Origin of the sequence: Pseudomonas sp. 43mfcvi1.1 (genome assembly GCF_900115935.1) — a bacterium.
Lineage (GTDB): Bacteria > Pseudomonadota > Gammaproteobacteria > Pseudomonadales > Pseudomonadaceae > Aquipseudomonas > Aquipseudomonas bijieensis.
On sequence record NZ_UETT01000008.1, the window covers coordinates 146,049 to 162,743 of the forward strand.

Annotated in this window: 19 protein-coding genes; 6 read left to right on the forward strand and 13 right to left on the reverse strand. The window is 58.7% G+C overall.

The window, feature by feature from the left end; all coding sequences use genetic code 11:
• Window positions 1-92: 92 nt before the first annotated feature.
• The 12 genes from DTP52_RS17055 to DTP52_RS17110 all read right to left on the reverse strand — a co-directional run bounded on the left by DTP52_RS17055 (window position 93) and on the right by DTP52_RS17110 (window position 10,361).
• Window positions 93-1,055 carry a type II secretion system F family protein gene (locus DTP52_RS17055; protein ID WP_109754411.1) on the reverse strand — a complete coding sequence of 321 codons (963 nt, stop codon included), beginning with the start codon at window positions 1,053-1,055 and terminating at the stop codon, window positions 93-95.
• Window positions 1,056-1,082: 27 nt separating this feature from the next.
• Window positions 1,083-2,069 (reverse strand): type II secretion system F family protein, encoded by a 987-nt coding sequence (locus tag DTP52_RS17060; RefSeq protein ID WP_109754412.1) that lies wholly within the window; start codon window positions 2,067-2,069, stop codon window positions 1,083-1,085.
• Window positions 2,066-3,508: a CpaF family protein gene (locus DTP52_RS17065; protein WP_109754413.1), complete on the reverse strand. Its 1,443-nt coding sequence runs from the start codon at window positions 3,506-3,508 to the stop codon at window positions 2,066-2,068. The genes DTP52_RS17060 and DTP52_RS17065 overlap by 4 nt, the downstream gene beginning before the upstream one ends.
• Window positions 3,509-3,511: 3 nt before the next feature.
• Window positions 3,512-4,732, reverse strand: coding sequence for an AAA family ATPase (locus tag DTP52_RS17070; RefSeq protein WP_109754414.1), 1,221 nt, complete (start codon window positions 4,730-4,732; stop codon window positions 3,512-3,514).
• Window positions 4,726-5,220: a TadE/TadG family type IV pilus assembly protein gene (locus DTP52_RS17075; RefSeq protein ID WP_109754415.1), complete on the reverse strand. Its 495-nt coding sequence runs from the start codon at window positions 5,218-5,220 to the stop codon at window positions 4,726-4,728. Before DTP52_RS17075 ends, DTP52_RS17070 begins: the two co-directional genes overlap by 7 nt.
• Window positions 5,220-5,699: a TadE/TadG family type IV pilus assembly protein gene (locus tag DTP52_RS17080; RefSeq protein WP_109754416.1), complete on the reverse strand. Its 480-nt coding sequence runs from the start codon at window positions 5,697-5,699 to the stop codon at window positions 5,220-5,222. Before DTP52_RS17080 ends, DTP52_RS17075 begins: the two co-directional genes overlap by 1 nt.
• Window positions 5,700-5,707: 8 nt before the next feature.
• Window positions 5,708-7,024 carry a TadE/TadG family type IV pilus assembly protein gene (locus DTP52_RS17085; RefSeq protein ID WP_109754417.1) on the reverse strand — a complete coding sequence of 439 codons (1,317 nt, stop codon included), beginning with the start codon at window positions 7,022-7,024 and terminating at the stop codon, window positions 5,708-5,710.
• A 71-nt stretch (window positions 7,025-7,095) separates the two neighbouring features.
• On the reverse strand, window positions 7,096-7,911 hold the full coding sequence (cpaB, locus tag DTP52_RS17090; protein ID WP_109754418.1) for a Flp pilus assembly protein CpaB: 816 nt from the start codon (window positions 7,909-7,911) through the stop codon (window positions 7,096-7,098).
• A 15-nt stretch (window positions 7,912-7,926) separates the two neighbouring features.
• On the reverse strand, window positions 7,927-9,255 hold the full coding sequence (locus tag DTP52_RS17095) for an AAA family ATPase (RefSeq protein ID WP_109754419.1): 1,329 nt from the start codon (window positions 9,253-9,255) through the stop codon (window positions 7,927-7,929).
• Between the two features lie 2 nt (window positions 9,256-9,257).
• Entirely contained in the window at window positions 9,258-9,788 is a 531-nt protein-coding gene (locus DTP52_RS17100; protein ID WP_109754420.1) for a prepilin peptidase, read from the reverse strand.
• A 26-nt stretch (window positions 9,789-9,814) separates the two neighbouring features.
• On the reverse strand, window positions 9,815-10,009 hold the full coding sequence (locus DTP52_RS17105) for a Flp family type IVb pilin (protein WP_109754421.1): 195 nt from the start codon (window positions 10,007-10,009) through the stop codon (window positions 9,815-9,817).
• Window positions 10,010-10,166: 157 nt separating this feature from the next.
• Entirely contained in the window at window positions 10,167-10,361 is a 195-nt protein-coding gene (locus DTP52_RS17110) for a Flp family type IVb pilin (RefSeq protein ID WP_008070254.1), read from the reverse strand.
• Window positions 10,362-10,673: 312 nt separating this feature from the next.
• Between DTP52_RS17110 and DTP52_RS17115 the strand changes: the two genes are divergently transcribed.
• The 6 genes from DTP52_RS17115 (at window position 10,674) to DTP52_RS17140 (ending at window position 16,071) form a co-directional block, all read left to right on the forward strand.
• Complete coding sequence (locus DTP52_RS17115; protein WP_109754422.1) at window positions 10,674-11,543, forward strand: DNA-binding response regulator; 870 nt, start codon at window positions 10,674-10,676, stop codon at window positions 11,541-11,543.
• 318 nt (window positions 11,544-11,861) lie between these two features.
• Complete coding sequence (locus tag DTP52_RS17120; protein WP_109754423.1) at window positions 11,862-12,890, forward strand: zinc-binding dehydrogenase; 1,029 nt, start codon at window positions 11,862-11,864, stop codon at window positions 12,888-12,890.
• 31 nt (window positions 12,891-12,921) lie between these two features.
• Entirely contained in the window at window positions 12,922-13,596 is a 675-nt protein-coding gene (locus DTP52_RS17125; protein ID WP_109754424.1) for a dihydrofolate reductase family protein, read from the forward strand.
• Complete coding sequence (locus DTP52_RS17130; protein WP_109754425.1) at window positions 13,596-14,249, forward strand: HAD family phosphatase; 654 nt, start codon at window positions 13,596-13,598, stop codon at window positions 14,247-14,249. The genes DTP52_RS17125 and DTP52_RS17130 overlap by 1 nt, the downstream gene beginning before the upstream one ends.
• 5 nt (window positions 14,250-14,254) lie before the next feature.
• The gene (locus DTP52_RS17135; protein WP_109754426.1) at window positions 14,255-14,857 is read left to right on the forward strand and encodes a DUF1349 domain-containing protein; all 603 of its coding nucleotides are present in this window, start codon (window positions 14,255-14,257) and stop codon (window positions 14,855-14,857) included.
• A gap of 77 nt (window positions 14,858-14,934) precedes the next feature.
• A complete protein-coding gene (locus tag DTP52_RS17140; RefSeq protein ID WP_256594261.1) occupies window positions 14,935-16,071 on the forward strand; it encodes a sugar MFS transporter in 1,137 nt (378 codons plus the stop codon).
• 64 nt (window positions 16,072-16,135) lie between these two features.
• Here DTP52_RS17140 and DTP52_RS17145 read toward each other — a convergent pair whose 3' ends face one another.
• Window positions 16,136-16,567: an Lrp/AsnC family transcriptional regulator gene (locus tag DTP52_RS17145; protein ID WP_060741195.1), complete on the reverse strand. Its 432-nt coding sequence runs from the start codon at window positions 16,565-16,567 to the stop codon at window positions 16,136-16,138.
• Window positions 16,568-16,695: the final 128 nt, after the last annotated feature.

Sequence of the window (16,695 nt, forward strand, 5' to 3'; positions counted from 1 at the left end):
TGCTCGCGATGACGGACCGACATTCAACACCTTCATTGACTGTCAAACCGCTATCGCGAGCAAGCTCGCTCCCACAATAAGCGCTGCGTGTTCTACATATTCCCAAAAGCCCTGAACACACCAATCATGGCCGGACCAATGGCGACCAGGAAAAAACTCGGCCACAGACAAAAGATCAACGGAAAGATCAGCTTGGTGCCTATCTTGGCCCCCATTTCTTCCGCCGCCTGGGTCCGCCGATCACGAAACTCATCAGCGTAGATGCGCAGGGTATCGGCCACACTGGTACCAAAACGGATACTTTGCGCCAGCAGACTGACCAGCCCCTGGATATCCTCCAGGCCGGTGCGCACGGCCAATTGCTTGAGCGCCTCGGTGCTGGTGATGCCCGCCCGGATCTGCGCATTGACCAGCGCCAGCTCCTCAGCCAACTCAACCTGACTGACCGACATTTCTTCAGCCACCCGTTCAATCGTCGTGGGCAGGGCCAGGCCCGACTCGACGCAGACCACCATCAGGTCCAATGCATCCGGGAACGCGGCGCGCAACCGGCCTTGTCGTGCCTGCTTGCGTTTGCCGACATAGATCGCCGGCAGCAACCAGCCAATGCCTGCCACGAGGGTCACCGCCAACAGGCCGATGACCACTGAAACCTTGACCATCGGCAACAGCAACAACGCAACGCCGACCAGCAACAACGGCAACATCAGGCGCACGGCCCAGTACATCTGCACCGCCGAGGCAGAGCGGTAACCGGCGTGGGTCAACAAAGTCTGGGTAGCGGACGTGTGGGCTTGGTCGGTCGAGGCAAAGCGCTGACCGACCCGTTCCAACAAGAGCTGCAGGTTACTGGGCGCCTCTTGCCCGGTATTGCCACCGTAACCACGCTTGATCAGCGCCAGGCGCCGCTGCACCGGATCCTGCAGGCCCAGCAACAATAGCAGGAGCGCGACGGCCGCCAGCACTGTACTGAGGCCAATCGCGGCAATGAACAACAGGCGCGCCAGTTCTTCGTTACCGGTAAACCGACTCAACAATCCGAGCAAAAAGTCCATGACTGAAACCTCTCGGCGCGACAGCGCTTAAACCTGGATCCGGATGATTTTTCTTATCCAGAAAATCCCGATCAACATGGCGCAGAACGCGCCGATGATCAGCTTGTGCCCTATGGGGTCATTGATCAGCACCGGCATGTAGCTGGGGCTGGTGAGCACGATGGCGATCGCCAGCACGAACGGGATCGCCACCAGCACCCAGGCCGACATGCGCCCTTCCGCCGACAGCGTCCTGATCTTGCGCTGGAAACGAAAACGTCCACGAATCAGGCGGCTCAGGCGCTCCAGCACTTCGGTCAGGTTGCCGCCGGTCTCGCGGTGGATGAGGATCGAGGTCACCAGCATCATCACCGTCATGCTCGGCATGCGCTCCAACAGACCGAGCATGGCCCGGCGCACGTCGTTACCATAGTTGATGTCGGAAAACGTCATGCCGAATTCCTGGGCGACCGGCCCCTTGTGCTCCTCGGCGACCAGACGCAGGGTTTCGTTGAACGGGTGGCCGGCGCGCAAGGCCCGGCACATGGCGTCCAGCGCATCCGGCAAACCCTCTTCGAACGCGGCGAAACGCTTGCTGCGGTCACGCAGGATCTTCAACACCGGCACCCAGGTCACCGCAAATGCCGCCAGCAGCGCCATCCACCAGACCGGCGAGACCATCAGCACCAGGGCACCGGCCGCCACTCCCAGGATCAGACCGAGCAGCATGACCCGATAAGCCCGGTATTCATGACCGGCCTGCTCGATCAGTTGCGTCAGGTTGGCCATGAACGGCAGTTGTTCCAGACGGGCTTCCAGGGGCGACAGGCGCGTCAGGTATTTCTGCCGCAACACAGTCTGCATGTTGGGCAAGTGGTTGGCCTTCTCCAGCACATGCAAGCGCCCGCGAATGCGCTTGCGCATCTTGCCGGCCTCGCCGAACACCGGCACCACCACGCCCTGGGACAGCAGGAACACGGCAATGAACACCATGCCAAGGAAAATCAGGATGAACTCGCCGGGAATATTGTTCATGACGACCGGCCCTCCATCCACTCAGGGCGAAACAAGGTCAGCGGCAACTCGATGCCACGTTTGGCCAGCACATCGCGGAAGGCCGGGATCATGCCACTGGGCCGATACTCCCCGAGCACCTCGCCGTGCTCGCCGATGCCTTGGCGCACGAAGGAGAAAATTTCGGTCATGGTGATGACCTCCCCTTCCATCCCGTTGATCTCTTGCATGCTCACCACGCGTCGCTTGCCGTCTTCTTGACGCTCCAGTTGGATCACCACATCGATGGCCGAGGCAATTTGTTGACGCATGGCCTTGATCGGAAAAGTCGCCCCGGTCATCGACACCATGTTCTCGATTCGCCCCAGGGCATCCCGTGCTGTGTTGGCGTGAATGGTGGTCAGGGAGCCGTCGTGGCCGGTGTTCATCGCCGTGAGCATGTCCAGCGCCTCGGCACCGCGCACCTCGCCGATGACAATGCGGTCCGGACGCATGCGCAGGCTGTTGCGCACCAGTTCCCGCTGGCTCACCTCGCCGCGCCCCTCGATGTTCGAAGGCCGGGTCTCCAGGCGTACCACGTGGGGCTGCTGCAGTTGCAACTCGGCCGAATCCTCGATGGTGACGATGCGTTCGTTATGGGGAATGAAACTGGAGAGCACGTTGAGCATGGTGGTCTTGCCGCTGCCGGTCCCGCCGGAGATCAGCACGTTCAGGCGACCGCGAACAATGGCCTTGAGCAGCAAGGCAATGGCCGGGGTCATGGTGCCGACCTGGATCAGGCTGTCGGTGTTGAGCAGGTCCACGGCGAAACGCCGGATCGACATGCTCGGACCGTCGATGGCCAGCGGCGGAATGATCGCGTTGACCCGCGAACCGTCCTTGAGCCGGGCGTCCACCAACGGTGAGGATTCGTCGATACGGCGTCCCAGGCTGGACACGATGCGGTCGATGATGTTCAGCAAATGCTGGTCGTCGCGAAAACGCACATCGGTACGTTGCAGCTTGCCGAAGCGTTCGACATAGACCGAGGCAAACCCGTTGACCAGGATGTCGGACACGCTATGGTCGGCCAACAGCGGTTCCAGCGGCCCGAGGCCGAGCACTTCGTCGGTGATCTGCTTGATGATCAACTGTCGGCTGGCGGTACTCACCGGCGCCGAATGCTCCTCGAGCAGGCGCTGACAGATATCGCGGATCTGCCGCGCGGCCTCGACTTGTTCGAGGGCATCGAGCAACGACAGGTCCATGACCTTGAGCAATTGCTGGTAGATCTTCTCCCGCCATTCGGCCTCCACCGGGGTGACCTGGCTGCGGGTTTCGTAAAGCACATCCGGAATGGCCTGCTCCCAGGCCATCAACGCGTCTGTCGGGTCCGGCAGGCCGTCATTGGGCGGGGTACCCACTGAGGCGCCAGGTTTGGCGGGCTGTTTGCGCAAGCGGTTACGAAAGTCGCTGATCATGGGTCATCCCCCGAAAAAACGGTTGAAGGCACGTTTAAGCAGGCCCTTGTCTGTGGCCATCTGGTGACCGACCAGGTCTTCGGTCAAATCGCGCAAGGCGGCGGTGATGGCCGCCTTCGGCGCATGCAGCCCCAATGGCACGCCAGTGTTCTGACTCTGGCTGACCAGGTTGAAGTCATTGGGCAATTTCGACAGGTTCGCGCAACGCAGGGCTTCGCCGATGTCCTTGAGGCTGACGGCGGCGGATTTGTCATAGCGGTTGACCACGATCTGCAACTGATCGCCGCGCACGCCCAGGTCTTCGCGCAGGATCCGCACCAGGGCGCTGGCATCGCGCAGGTGGCTGACGCTCTGTTGCACCACCACGTACACCCGGTCCACCTGTTCCAGCACCGAGCCGGTGAGGTGATCGATCTGCCGCGGCAGGTCCACCACCACCCAGTCATAACTGGCACGGGCCAGTTGCAACAGGGCATCGAGCTGTTCGGGTTGGGCGTCCTGGGGCAGGCACAACTCGCCAGCCCGGCCACCGAGTATGTGCAGGGTCGGACTGAAGTGACTGCAAAAACCCCGCAGCGCGACGCTGTCCATGTCGTCGATCTGCTGCAGCACTTCCAGATGGCTGTGGGACTGCGCCACGTCCAGGTAATGGGTCACACTGCCAAATTGCAGGTCCATGTCCAGCAACAAGGTATTGCCCGCTCGAGCGCTGAGCTGCTGGGCCAGGTTGCACGCTACCAAGGTCCCGCCTGAGCCGCCCTTGGCGCTGATCACCGCGACCAGCTTCCCTTCGTTCCCGCTGCCGAGGCGGACTTCCATCACCAGGCGATTGAGCGCCGCGACCAATTCCGCATCGGCGACGGGTTCGGGCAGTACATCCCGAGCGCCGGCCTGCATCGCCAGACGCATGCCCTCCTGCTCGCCCAAAGGACCACACACCAGCATCGGTGGACGTTCATGGGCCGGACGCTGCAACAATGCCGACAGTTCTTCGCGCCACAGGTGGCTGACGCGAAGCAGCAGCAGGTCGGGCATGCGCTCCAGGCCGTAGAGCGGGTCGACATGCCCATTGCTGACCAGGCGTGTACTGACCTCAAGGCCAGGCATACGTTGGCAGACGCATTGCAGGTCGCGCAGGGCCGTGGCATCGCGGCTGCTGATCAGTATCCGCAGCCCGGCTCTGCCAGTCGTGGTCGAAAGCGGAGTTTCCCTGGTGTTCAGCATGGTGTGATCTCCCCGGAATCGGAATGACGCCCAAGGCTTTCGCGTGGCAAGGTTGCCCTGAAGGTGGGCAAGGTAATGGGCACGCCTAAGCCGGGAATGAACAGGTTGAAAACGAAGTTCTGCACGCTCAGCCGGACATAGCGGACGGCACGAAAGCCCGTGCTGCCGGATGTATCGGCGGGGTTCGCCACCACGGCGCCATTGACGTCCAGGTAAGTCAGCGCCAGGTTCGAGGTCGCCAGGCTGGTGATCAGTTGGCTGGTACCGGCGTCCGTCGCGGCGTTGAAGATAGCCCGGCGCAACACCACCGGATCGCTGATATTGCACACCGCCGCCAGGCGCACCCCACGCCGTGCCGCTTCATCCAGCGCGTTGACCGTAAAGTACAGCCGGCCCATTTCCACCACACCGAACAACAGGATGAACACCAGTAAGCCCACGAAGGAAAACTCCACGATGTAGGTGCCGCGCATGTGTTTATGGTTCATCACAGCGCCCTCATGACGGTGGTCGCGACCAACTGGATGCCCAGCGGAATGGCATTGCCGAAAAATCCTGGAATCGACCCGGTGCAGTTACCCGCACCGATCACCGGGCAAAAGGTGTAGGTAATGGTGACGCGCACATGATCGATGCCCTCGGCGGCGACCTGCACGTTAGCCGTGGTCAGCCCTGACACCACAGCGGTGCCGGCAGCACTGGGCACGCCATACACCGCGACGTTTTTCGTCTGGGTCAGTAGCGTGTTGTTCAACGTGATACCGCCGAGAGTGGCGTTCCACGCCTGGCTGGCGACGAAGCGGTCGGCATCGCGGCTGGCCTGAAGTAGTACGTTGTACTGGTAGAGCATGCGGCCGAACTCGCCGAAGGCCAGCAGCAACAACAGCAGCAACGGCAGCACCAGGGTGAACTCCACCAGGGCCACGCCTCGCTGGGCTTGCGCCGGTTTGAAATGAGAAAGTCCCATGACGCCTCCTACGAGTCGGTACTCGGAGTGCCGCTGCCGTTGAGGTAGGTTTTGTAGAGCTGGATGATCTGTGGGCCCGAATCGGTAGACGGCGTGGGACCGGGTACGTTGTCGCCCTCGCACTCCTGGACGAACTGGCCGAAAACCAAGGAGTCCGAGCCCCCGCCATCCACCGGCTGCACAACGAAATAGCAACCGAATCCCAGAACCGGAATCGAGGTGGAACCGCCCTGCTTACCGGTGCAATTGCCAATCACGATCTTCAGCATCCGACGCTCGAAAACCCCGTTGCTTTGGCAGCCGCTGGCGCCTCCCGCCACGCAGGCGGCAACCTTGGCCCGCCAGTCGTTGTAGTCCTGTATTGCCTCGCCGCCCGCCGAGAGGTCGCCGTTGCTCGACGTGACGGCTTTGCCTTTGTATTGCGCCTGGGAGAGTGCATCGTTGTAGGTGATCGCCGGGGTGCCTGAGGCCGTGACCAGATCCGGTGGGTAGTCCGAAGAACTGACCGGGCCGTTGTAGATACCAAAGCGAGTGTTCAAGCCTTGGGAGGTCGGGCCGGCTTTATTGCCTGGCGCAGTCTGGACGTTATCCCCGACATTGCGGCAAACCGAGCCACCGCCGGCCAGGTCTTCACGGACTGCACTGCCGCCTGAGCCGAAATCCAGCAACTGGAAGTTGCCCGGGCCGATGGGTGATGTGTTCCCCGCAGCGGTTTTCAAGACTTCCAGGTCGCCAAATTGATACCCCCAGAAGTTGCCGGCGGCGGGGTTGTATTGAGTGGGATCGCCACAAACCATCAACGGCGCCAGGTCACAAGGCGAGGTCGGACTGGGCCCGGCAGTGGCAATCGCCGCGACTCGCTTGTTACCCAAGCCAGCGCTGCCCATCGTTTGCACGAAGCTCCAGAAAAACCCGCTCAATTGATAGCTGGACACCGACACCCGTACGTACTTGGCATCGGTAGGTCCTGGGTAGGAGAACGGGCCGTAGACGCTGCTGGACAACTCCACCACGGCAAACGCGCCGGGGTTGCCAGCAATCGCCGTTGCCAACTCGGTGTTACCGGCGGCGTTGGCATTCCTGTTGAGCGTGTCCAGGGCCGCCGCGCGGGTGGTGCTGGCCATGTTGATGCCGCCGCTGACCTGGCTCAGGGTCTTGGCACCGCCCAAGGCGGCGGCATCCACCGCATTTTGCAGGCGCGTCTTGTTCAGCAGCATGTGCCCGCCATCCAGGGCCAACGCCGCCATCATGGAAATCGCCACCAGCGCGATCACCATCAGAACACTCACCGCCCCTCCCTGGCGCCGGATATTGGCATTCATCATCGAGCCCTCATCTGCAACATTTGAGGATCGGCATCACCACGGCCCGGGAGAGCCTGGCATGGAGGCGTTATTCAGCGAACATTGATCACGCTGCTTTCAATCCCGCGGATCAGCGTGATCGACCCGCCTTGGGGCTTGGCACTGCGCTGCACCACAGGTTTTGGCGGCGCAGCGGCAGCCACCGCCATGACCGGCGCAGGGGCTGGCGGGGCAACGGCCACGGCCTTTTTCTCCAGGTTCAGCGGGTTGCGCAAGGCCAATTGCAGCTTGCCTTCGGTTTGCGCAGTGACCAGCGCTTCCGCTTCGCTGGCGGACATTTCCAGCGTCACGGCCCGCACCACCACCGGCTGGGTCTTGTCGGTGCCCGCCGTCTGGTCCACCGCCAGCACCCGCAGGTTTTCCAGGATGGTCCGCGACGTGGCGCTGTTGCTGCCGGCGCTGGTGGTCTTGGTTGCCAACACATCGACCCGGTTGCCCGGCAAGAGGAAGCCGCCCACGCCGACCACATCATCCACGCGTACCGATATGGCCCGCTTGTCCGGCGCGATCAGCGAAGCCAGGGTGCTGCCGCCCAAGTGCTCGCTCAGACGCGCGCCTCGCACGATGTCGCCGCGCAGGATGTCGAAGGTGGCAATCTTGCCCACAGCCTGTTCGCTGGAATCGAAGGCATCGTCCGGGATCGTGTCCATGGGCATGCGCACGGTGGTGACTTGCTGGGCCTCGACCATCTGCCCGAAGGGGATTTCCACCGTGGCGACCACCACGCTTCGCAGGTGATCATCGGGGGTCGCGTTGAGTCGCGCGCTCAGCCAGGAGTCAGCCATCCATGCGGCACCAAGGCCCATTACCAGGGAAACGCCTATCAGCGGAAGCGTACGAGAGCTCATGTCGGTATCTCCAGATCAAAGGAAGTCGAGCTGAACGAAGTAGTTGTGCCAGGCCCATTCCAGTTCTTGCGGCAACAGGGGGCCGGAACCGCCCAGGTAACGCTGGCGGTCGAGCGCCATGTTCAACAGGTCACGGGGATGGCAAGGCACCAGCGGCATGCCTTCGCCTGCATACAGCCGCTGCAGGACATAGCGCACCAGCAGCGGATCGTAGGGGATGCCCAGGCGTTCGCACTCCTGGCGCCAGATGCGTTCGTATTCCTCGGGCTTGAGGTAACCGAACTGCACCTTGTAGCCGATGCGCCGCAGGAAGGCCTCGTCGGCCAATTCGAGGGGGTTGAGGTTGGTGGAAAACACCAGCACCAGGTCGAACGGCAGCTCGCAATGCCGGCCGCCCCCCAGGTTGATGAAGTCGCGCTTCTCCTCCATGGGCACGATCCAGCGATTGAGCAGCTCGGCCGGGGCCATGCGCTGGCGGCCCATGTCATCGATGATGAACAGCCCGTTGCTGGCCTTGAGCTGCAACGCCGCCTGGTATTGCCGGGTGAACGGGTCGTAGCGCACGTCCAACTGCTCCATGCTCAGCTCGCCGCCGGTGATGACGATCGGGCGTTTGCAGCACAGCAGCCGGCGGTCGATGCCTTCGTTGAGCATCAGGTTGTTCGCTTGGCCGTTGTCATCCAGGCGCTGATGCACCTGCGGGTCGTAGATCTCGATCACCGACTCGTTGATGACGATGGCATGGGGCACCCAGATGGCCTCGGCGAACAGCCGGATCAATCGGCTGCTGACGTAGGTTTTGCCCGTGCCCGCCGGGCCGTAGATCATGATCGCCCGCCCGGAATTCAGGGCGACGCCCAGTTGGTCGAGCATGCCTTGGCTCAGCACCAGGCCGGCCAAGGCTTGGTGCATGTCCTTGGCGGTGATGCGGCCATGGTGAATGGTCTGGATCTTGATCAGCGAGCGATAGGTGCTCACCGGAAACGGGGCCGCGCCGATGTAGCCGCTACGGGCCAGGGCATCGCGGGCCGAACTGCGGCCGCGCTCGGTCAGGCCATAACGCAGCGTCTGCACGCCCGTTTGTCCCAACTGGCCCAGCACTTCGACGCGACCGTCCTTGCGCAGGAACGCCAGGACTTCTTCCAGTACCGCGCCGGTCAGGGCCAGGCGCTCCACCAGCCGAGTCATGTCCAGCACACCGGCATCGTGCAGATGCTTGCATACCAACTCACCCAGGAAACTGTCGGTCAGGCCGGTGTCGCGAATGGTGCATGGCTGTGGCGCCAGGCGTTGCACCGCTTCCCGTTCGCTGGGGTAGGCATCGCTATCGTTGATGACGTGCATGACTAGACTCCCCAGCCGCCGGCAACCAGTTGCCAGTAAACGCTGTTCAAAGTACCGATCAGGATCGCAATCGAATAAGGAAAGGGTTTGCCGGCCACTTCATCCGAAGTCGGCGCCAGATAAGACTGGGCGCGCACAATCAGCCAGTAGCGCCCCAGGGTCTGGAGCAGTTGGCCGCGGGCCAGGACGATCAGGAAACCGCACACACCGCCGGCGATCAGGCTGAACAGCGCCGCCCACAGTGCGTAATGAAAAGGCAGGAAGCTGCCGACCATGGTCATCAGCTTGACGTCACCGGCGGCCATGCCACCGACGGCGTACATGGGCAGGAACAGCCCGAAACAGATCAGCATGCCCAGCAGGCTATCGCCCAAGCCGCCGATCCCGCTGGTATAGACCTGGCCGGCCAATCCCAGGGCAAGGCCCAACAGGACCAGTGTGTTGGGAATGCGGTGGCGAAGCAGATCGCTCACCACCGCCACACCCAGCAGTCCTAGCAGCAGTACCGTCGACACCAGCAGTTCCATGGACATGATGCGTCTCCCTAGAGTGGTTTTCGTTAGCAGGCGACGTTGCTATTGACGACCTGGCATAGCGCCCGGATCTTGGTATCGACGGCGCCGCCCAGAAGGACGAATGCCGCCGCCACCAACACCGTGATCAAGCCACCGGCCACCGCGTATTCAACGATGGTCAGGCCGTCTTCATCTTTGGCGAACTTGCTGATCGAAGTACTTATTGTCTGGAGAGTCATGGCATGGACCTCACGCTCGTAAGTAGTACTGCTACGAACTTAAGTTGGAGGGGACAGCGCGAAGTCCATTTGATTTATTCGTTGTACTCACTGCAAAAGAGTCGCAAGCGTTATTCCTTGAGAGTTGCCGTGTCCCCGTCAACGCAAGTGGCTGCTGTCAGCAGGCAACGTTGCCGTTGACCGCCTGGCACAGCGCACGGATCTTGGTGTTCACGGCGCCGCCCAGGAGAACAAACGCGGCGGCCACCAATACGGTGATCAACCCACCAGCCACGGCGTATTCCACAATGGTCAGGCCATCTTCATCTTTGGCGAACTTCAGTACCGAAGCCTTGATTGTTTGAAGAGTCATTTCGCACACCTCATCGGGGTTGTTTTCTCAAGGGGCAGTACATTGCGAACTGCCTGATGCAACCCTAGTCAGCAGGTGGTGATAGCCGTTAGGAGGATTTTGCACATCGCTAGGATTTTTTTGCGGGGGCGAGAACGGCTGCGAGGTCGGAAAACCCATCCGTGCCGCAGCGCAAACGGGCGCTCGCCAGCATTGCGTGGCAAGGGATGACGCTAAAAGATCGAATTTTTATAAAAATTTATTCGGCGAAGTGATAGCACAGTGACAATACTGCTAGCTAAAGGGCAGAAAGAACCTGTGAGTAGTCGTCCTATGGCGTCAATCCCGACTGAAAAGCCGAAGCTGTTATGGTTCGATCTGACTCATGATCGGTCCACCCAGGAACTCGTCGCCCAGTTCCAGGACGCGTGCGACTGCACGCTGGCAAAAAACGCCATGCTGCCCAGCGGGGAACAGGTCGACATGATCTGCATCCACTTCGATCGCCCGGACACCCCAGGCCTGCGGCGCCTGCTGGAGATCAAGCGAACCGTTCCCACCATCCCCATCACCATGTTCACCGTGCAGCACTCCGAAGAACTGGCGGTATGGGCCATGCGCTCCAGCGTCTGGGAATACATGGTGTTGCCCCTGTCTGTCGCCGAGAGAAAGCGCTACCTGACGGCCGTGATGCAACTGTGCGAGCTGCGCCGCACTGCCAATGGTCGGGGAAAGACCTCGCAGATCGATCACTCCCCAACCCTGCCCGACAGCATCCGCCTGACCGCTGGACACCAGAAGCACCAGGCCCTCAGCCACATCATGCTGTACATCGACCAGCATTTTCGCGAAAGCATCGATCAGCGCGATCTGGCCAAGCGCTGTGGCATGACGACGTTTCGCTTCAGCCGGGTGTTCAAGGAAGCCAATGGGCTCGGCTTCACCGACTACGTGCTGAACAAACGCATGAGCTTTGCCAAGGAACTGCTCGACAACAGCCAGATGCCCATCACCAGTATCGGTTATGAAGCAGGCTTCAAGGACCCATCCTACTTCGCCCGCGCCTTCAAGCAATACGCCAATTGCACCCCCAGCGAATACCGTCTCGCGTACCAGATGCGCAGTGCAAGTCCTGCTGCGCCGCCTCCGGATGAGGCGGCCCTGGAAGCGATTGAAAACCTGGTGCATAGCCTTGAGGGATAAAAGGGGCCCTCACTTCCTTTAGTTCCATTGTGCCCGCGCACTTGTATCCAAATAATAAAATTCGCACCCGCCAGATTAGAAAAAACAATACATCCCCCATATTTACGGCGCCTGGGCCGCCAAGCTGAAACAACATGAATCATCATGTCGTTATCGGTAATTCTTTTTAGACTGAAACCAACTCTGCCAGCCTTGCATAATGCCGGCCGTTTCCAAATGGATTAACAGGTTTCGTCCGTGGACCGCTCCAGGTACAGCGGAGCGAGTTCTCTAGTTGGCATGTTTTATCCAAAAATCAAATAGAGCGCTGATGTATATATGAAGGCAATCAGTTTAGTGAGCGCGCAAAAGTTGAGCTTGGTGAGTCTCGACGAATTCAAAACGCTGCCCGCCGATGGTGTAGAAATAGAAATCGTCCTGTCCGGCATCTGCGGAACAGATTTGGCGGTATTGTCAGGGCGCGAAGAAGGACAGGTGGGAATCGTTCGTGGTCACGAAGCGGTCGGCGTCGTTGTCAATGTAGGAACAGATGTTACCCGCACGCGTAAAGGTATGCGCGTGGTTGTAGACCCCAATGAATATTGCGGCAATTGTGCGTACTGCAACTCAGCCAAAACCCATCTATGCAGTGGTGGTTCAAATGCGGGCCTGAACATCGCCGGGGTCAACAAGCACGGTACATTTGCAGAGCGATTTATCACACACGAGCGTTTTGTACACGGCATCCCGGACGACATGAGCTGGGAAACAGCCGTCTTGATTGAACCCGTAGCGTGCATCTTGAACAACATCGAGCAGGCGTCCATCAAGGCGGGAGATCGGGTGCTGCTTCTGGGATCGGGCCCAATGAGCCTGGTCGCACAAATACTCTTGCGCGGCATGGGCGTCCATACCCGTGCGACCGATTTGAACACCTTTCGAATTGAATTCGGGCACTCCTTGGGTTTGGACATCATTCATCCCCGGGACCTTGAGTGCCTTGGGCCAAACCAAGAAAAATTTGATGTCGTCATCGATACCGTGGGTAATCAGCTCGAAACCGCCGCCAGTAGAGTCAGCCGAGGCGGCAGGATTGTCCTGTTCGGATTTAACGGGGACTACAAATACTCGCTCCCTGCAAAGCATTTTCTGGTCAATGCCATCAGCATCATTGCCGCGGGCGAATACAACCAGCACTTTCCCCTGGCGCTGCGTATTGCCCATGGGCTTCCAGAACTTGGAAAACTGGTCACCCATCTCTATCCCCTGGAAGCGTATTCAGCAGTCTTTGACAGTTTGTTGAATGATCCTTGCGCCCCCACGATAAAAAGCGTCTTCACACCCAATCCCAAGCACCTGTCACGCTAAAACTCACAAGTACTCCAAGTGGACTCGCCTTATGAAAGTTACTGTATTTAGTCAGATCTCCATTGACGGCAAACTGACGCTCGGCAATGAAGCATCGAGCAAACCGCTTTTCCAGCACTTCGACGATGAGGACATGCGTTTTATTCACAAATTCCGTGGGGAAGTCGATGCGATCATGGTCGGGCGCAACACGATTATCACCGACGATCCCCAATTGACCAATCGCTACGGGAGTGGTCGCAACCCGGTTCGCATCATTCCGACGACATCGCTGAACTTTCCAGCGTCGGCAAAAATTCTAAGTTCTCCCGAGCGAACGATCATCGCGACCACAGAACAGGCTCGTGACCACGAGATGATCGAGCAAATCCGCGCCCATGGTAAAGAGGTACTTTTTGCGGGCAGCGCACGCGTCGATTTCAAACAGCTTTTCCCGATGCTGGAAGCCCGCGGAATAAATCACATCATGGTCGAGGGTGGCGGCCAACTGAATTGGCAGGTATTCAACCTCGACTTGGTCGACGAAATCATGCTCATGCAACTCCCCATCATTATTGGTGGAGCGGACACCACTACGCTAATAGATGGCGAAGGCTTTCAAGATATTGAAATGACCAAATCATTCAAGCTGCATGAATTTGAAGCACGCTCGAACTATAACTTTCTGCATTTCAAGCGCGCCCCTAAACAGCAGAGCGCACATTGATGCGGGCTATTCAAGGCTTCATTTTTGATATGGATGGCGTTCTGGTTGACAGTGAGCCCGTCTATATGAAACAGGAAAGAGACGCTTATTCGCGTCATGGCGTAGTGCTCGATGAGGCAGAACTGTCACGTTTTGTAGGCACTACGCAGCGTCATATGTGGAGTACCATCAAAACCGAATACGGGCTTGCGGATTCCCTGGACTGCCTTATGACGGAGCATCATCGGCAGTTAATGGAGGTGTTACATTCAACCCCCTTGCCTCCCATGCCAGGGGTGACAGAACTTCTCGATGCATTAAAGAAAGCAGGAATACCCTGTGCAGTCGCCTCCTCTTCACCTCGAGAACTCGTTGAACTGATTTTGCGTAACGCCGGGCTACGAACTTTTTTCAATGAAGTCGTTTGTGGCAATGAGGTTAAGCACAGCAAGCCAGACCCCGAGATTTTTCTCATGGCCGCCAAGCGCTTGGGTATTGCGCCCTCTTCCTGTGTGGTGATTGAAGACTCCGCCCATGGCGTGGCGGCGGCAAAGGCCGCCACCATGTTTTGTATCGGCTTGCTCAACCCCAACTCTGGGCGGCAGAACCTGAGTGCGGCGGATTTATGCGTGCACCAGCACAGTGAAATAAGCCATTGGTTTTCCGGGCGATAAAAAATATGAAAACACTGAACATTTCAGACTGGACTTGGATTAACGTACCCGAGCGATCGACCATCAGCGATCGGGAAATAATTATCCACACTTCGCCCGACACTGACTTCTGGCGAGGCACTTACTATGGCCTGGAGTATGACAATGCACCGGCCATCGTGGTTGCAAGCCAGGAACGCTACTGGACATTGAAAGCCAAGGTATCCTTTTCCTCAGATACCTACTTTGACCAATGCGGCCTTCTTATCTATCAAGATAAAGACAACTGGATGAAAAGCGGCATCGAGTATCAGAAAAACGGTTTTCAACAACTGTTCTCTGTCGTGACCAACAATGGTTTTTCGGACTGGTCCATGGCTGACTTCGATCGTGTCACCCAGACCATGTATTACCGACTGAGCCGAAGAGGCAGTGACTTCCTCCTTGAAAACTCCGTTGACGGGAAACAGTTCTGCATGATGCGGATGTTCCACTTGTTTCATGCAGAAGAACTTGTCCAATTCGGTTTCTTTGCCAGTAGCCCAGGCGATTCATCTTTCGCAGCACATTTCTCAGAGATTGAATGGACTGAAGGCTGTTGGAAAGAGCACGGCGCTCCACGTTTCTAATCTCAAGAGTTCTATACCTGATGCTGTCTGCGCTCCCCCCTAGTCGCCACGCGCTCTACGCTTGTTATGCCGCCATGATGTGTCTGGCCATGGCACTCAATTTTCTGCCGGTCTATCTGACCACGTTCAGTGATGCCTTCGGCCCCTCGTCAGGGCTGACAACGGAGCAACTGGGACGAATTCCCGCAGTCATGTTTCTCAGTTTCATAATCGCCATTTTGATCACCGGGCCATTGGCAGACAGAGGGAACGCCAAGCTGATCATTCTCTCTGGACTGATGACCACTGCAGCAGGCCTGGGCCTTATGGCTTTCGCCCCCTCCTATGCCTTCCTGCTACTGGCCGTTGCCATCATGGGTTTCGGTGCGGGTGTGCTGGATATGATCCTCAGCCCCATTGTCGCAGCCCTACAACCCGAACGCCGGAGTGCCGCCATGAACTGGCTGCATTCGTATTTCTGCATCGGCGCGGTAAGTGCCGTGCTGATCGCAAGCATTGCGTTGAAGTGGGATATTTCCTGGCGCATGGTTGCCCTGGGCTTGACCATTGCCCCGCTTGCAACCTTTCTATTGTTCATGCGATTAACCTTGCCGCCCCTGATACAGGAGCACGTGCAGCGTGAATCCATGCCCACGCTTATCAGGCAGCCCTATTTCATTGCCTGCATGATCGCGATCTTCCTGGGTGGGGCTACGGAAACGGGTCTGTCCCAATGGCTACCCGCCTTTGCTGAACAAGGGCTGGGCTATTCGAAAGAAGTGGGTGGCTTTGCGCTTGCCGGTTTTTCAGTGGGCATGGCCCTCGGGCGCATGGCCGCCGCCTTGCTGCACGAGCGAATACCCGCCGTTTCACTGATGCTGGGCTGCTGTGCCGTTACCGTCGTCCTGTTTTTCGTGATCAGTTTTGCCCCCAACCCCGCAATCGCGCTAACCGCCGCCATCGCCGCAGGCTTCTCAGGGAGTTGCCTGTGGCCAACGATGCTCGCCATTTCGGCAGATGCCTACCCTCAAGGTGGCGCAACCATGTTCTCTGTGCTGACTGCTGCGGGTAATGCCGGGTGCAGTCTGATTCCATGGCTCGTGGGGATTGTTTCAGCGCATTCGAATTTGCACATCGGTTTGTTGACGGTCACTCTCTGCCCCGCCGCCATGATGCTCTTACTCGTATGGATGTCTCGCTGGCCGCATAGGCTTGCCCATCCGTCCCGGAATTAGCCATGGCCGGGGAGCGACCTTGTCGATCGACCACTCCCCAACCCTGCCGGACAGGCGCCCCGACTCACGGGGCGAGCTTTCTTCTCTCGATAGGAATGGACAGGACAATGCTGGTACGCGTCTCTCCGTACGCGTTGATTTTCGCAATGATGTCCTCGATCTCAGCCATGGATCGGGCGTAGATCCGGATCAGATAGGAATCGTTTCCCGTGATGTGCAGGCACTCGACGACTTCGGGTATGTCGGTGAGTGTCGCGATCAATTTGGCTTTCGCCGGCTTGAGGGTGGTGATGCCGACAACAGCCGATATGCCATACCCCAGCTTGGTTGGATCTAACTGAGCGCAATAGCCCTTGATGACCCCTGAGTCTTCCAGTTTGCGCAACCTGTCATTGGTGGCAGGAATAGAAAGACCCGCGTGCTTGGAAAGCTCTGTGATGGAAATGCGACCACAGTCCTGTACCTTACCCAGGATTTTGACGTCTATACGATCCATGTGCGTTTTCCCCGGTTAAAAGTATAAAATTTAATGAAAAGCCCGCGTTTTTCATTAAAAAAAGCATGCACCAAAATAAAGCATGGCGCTAGTCTATTTCCAGCCTGAAAAACCTGAAAAGAACCGGG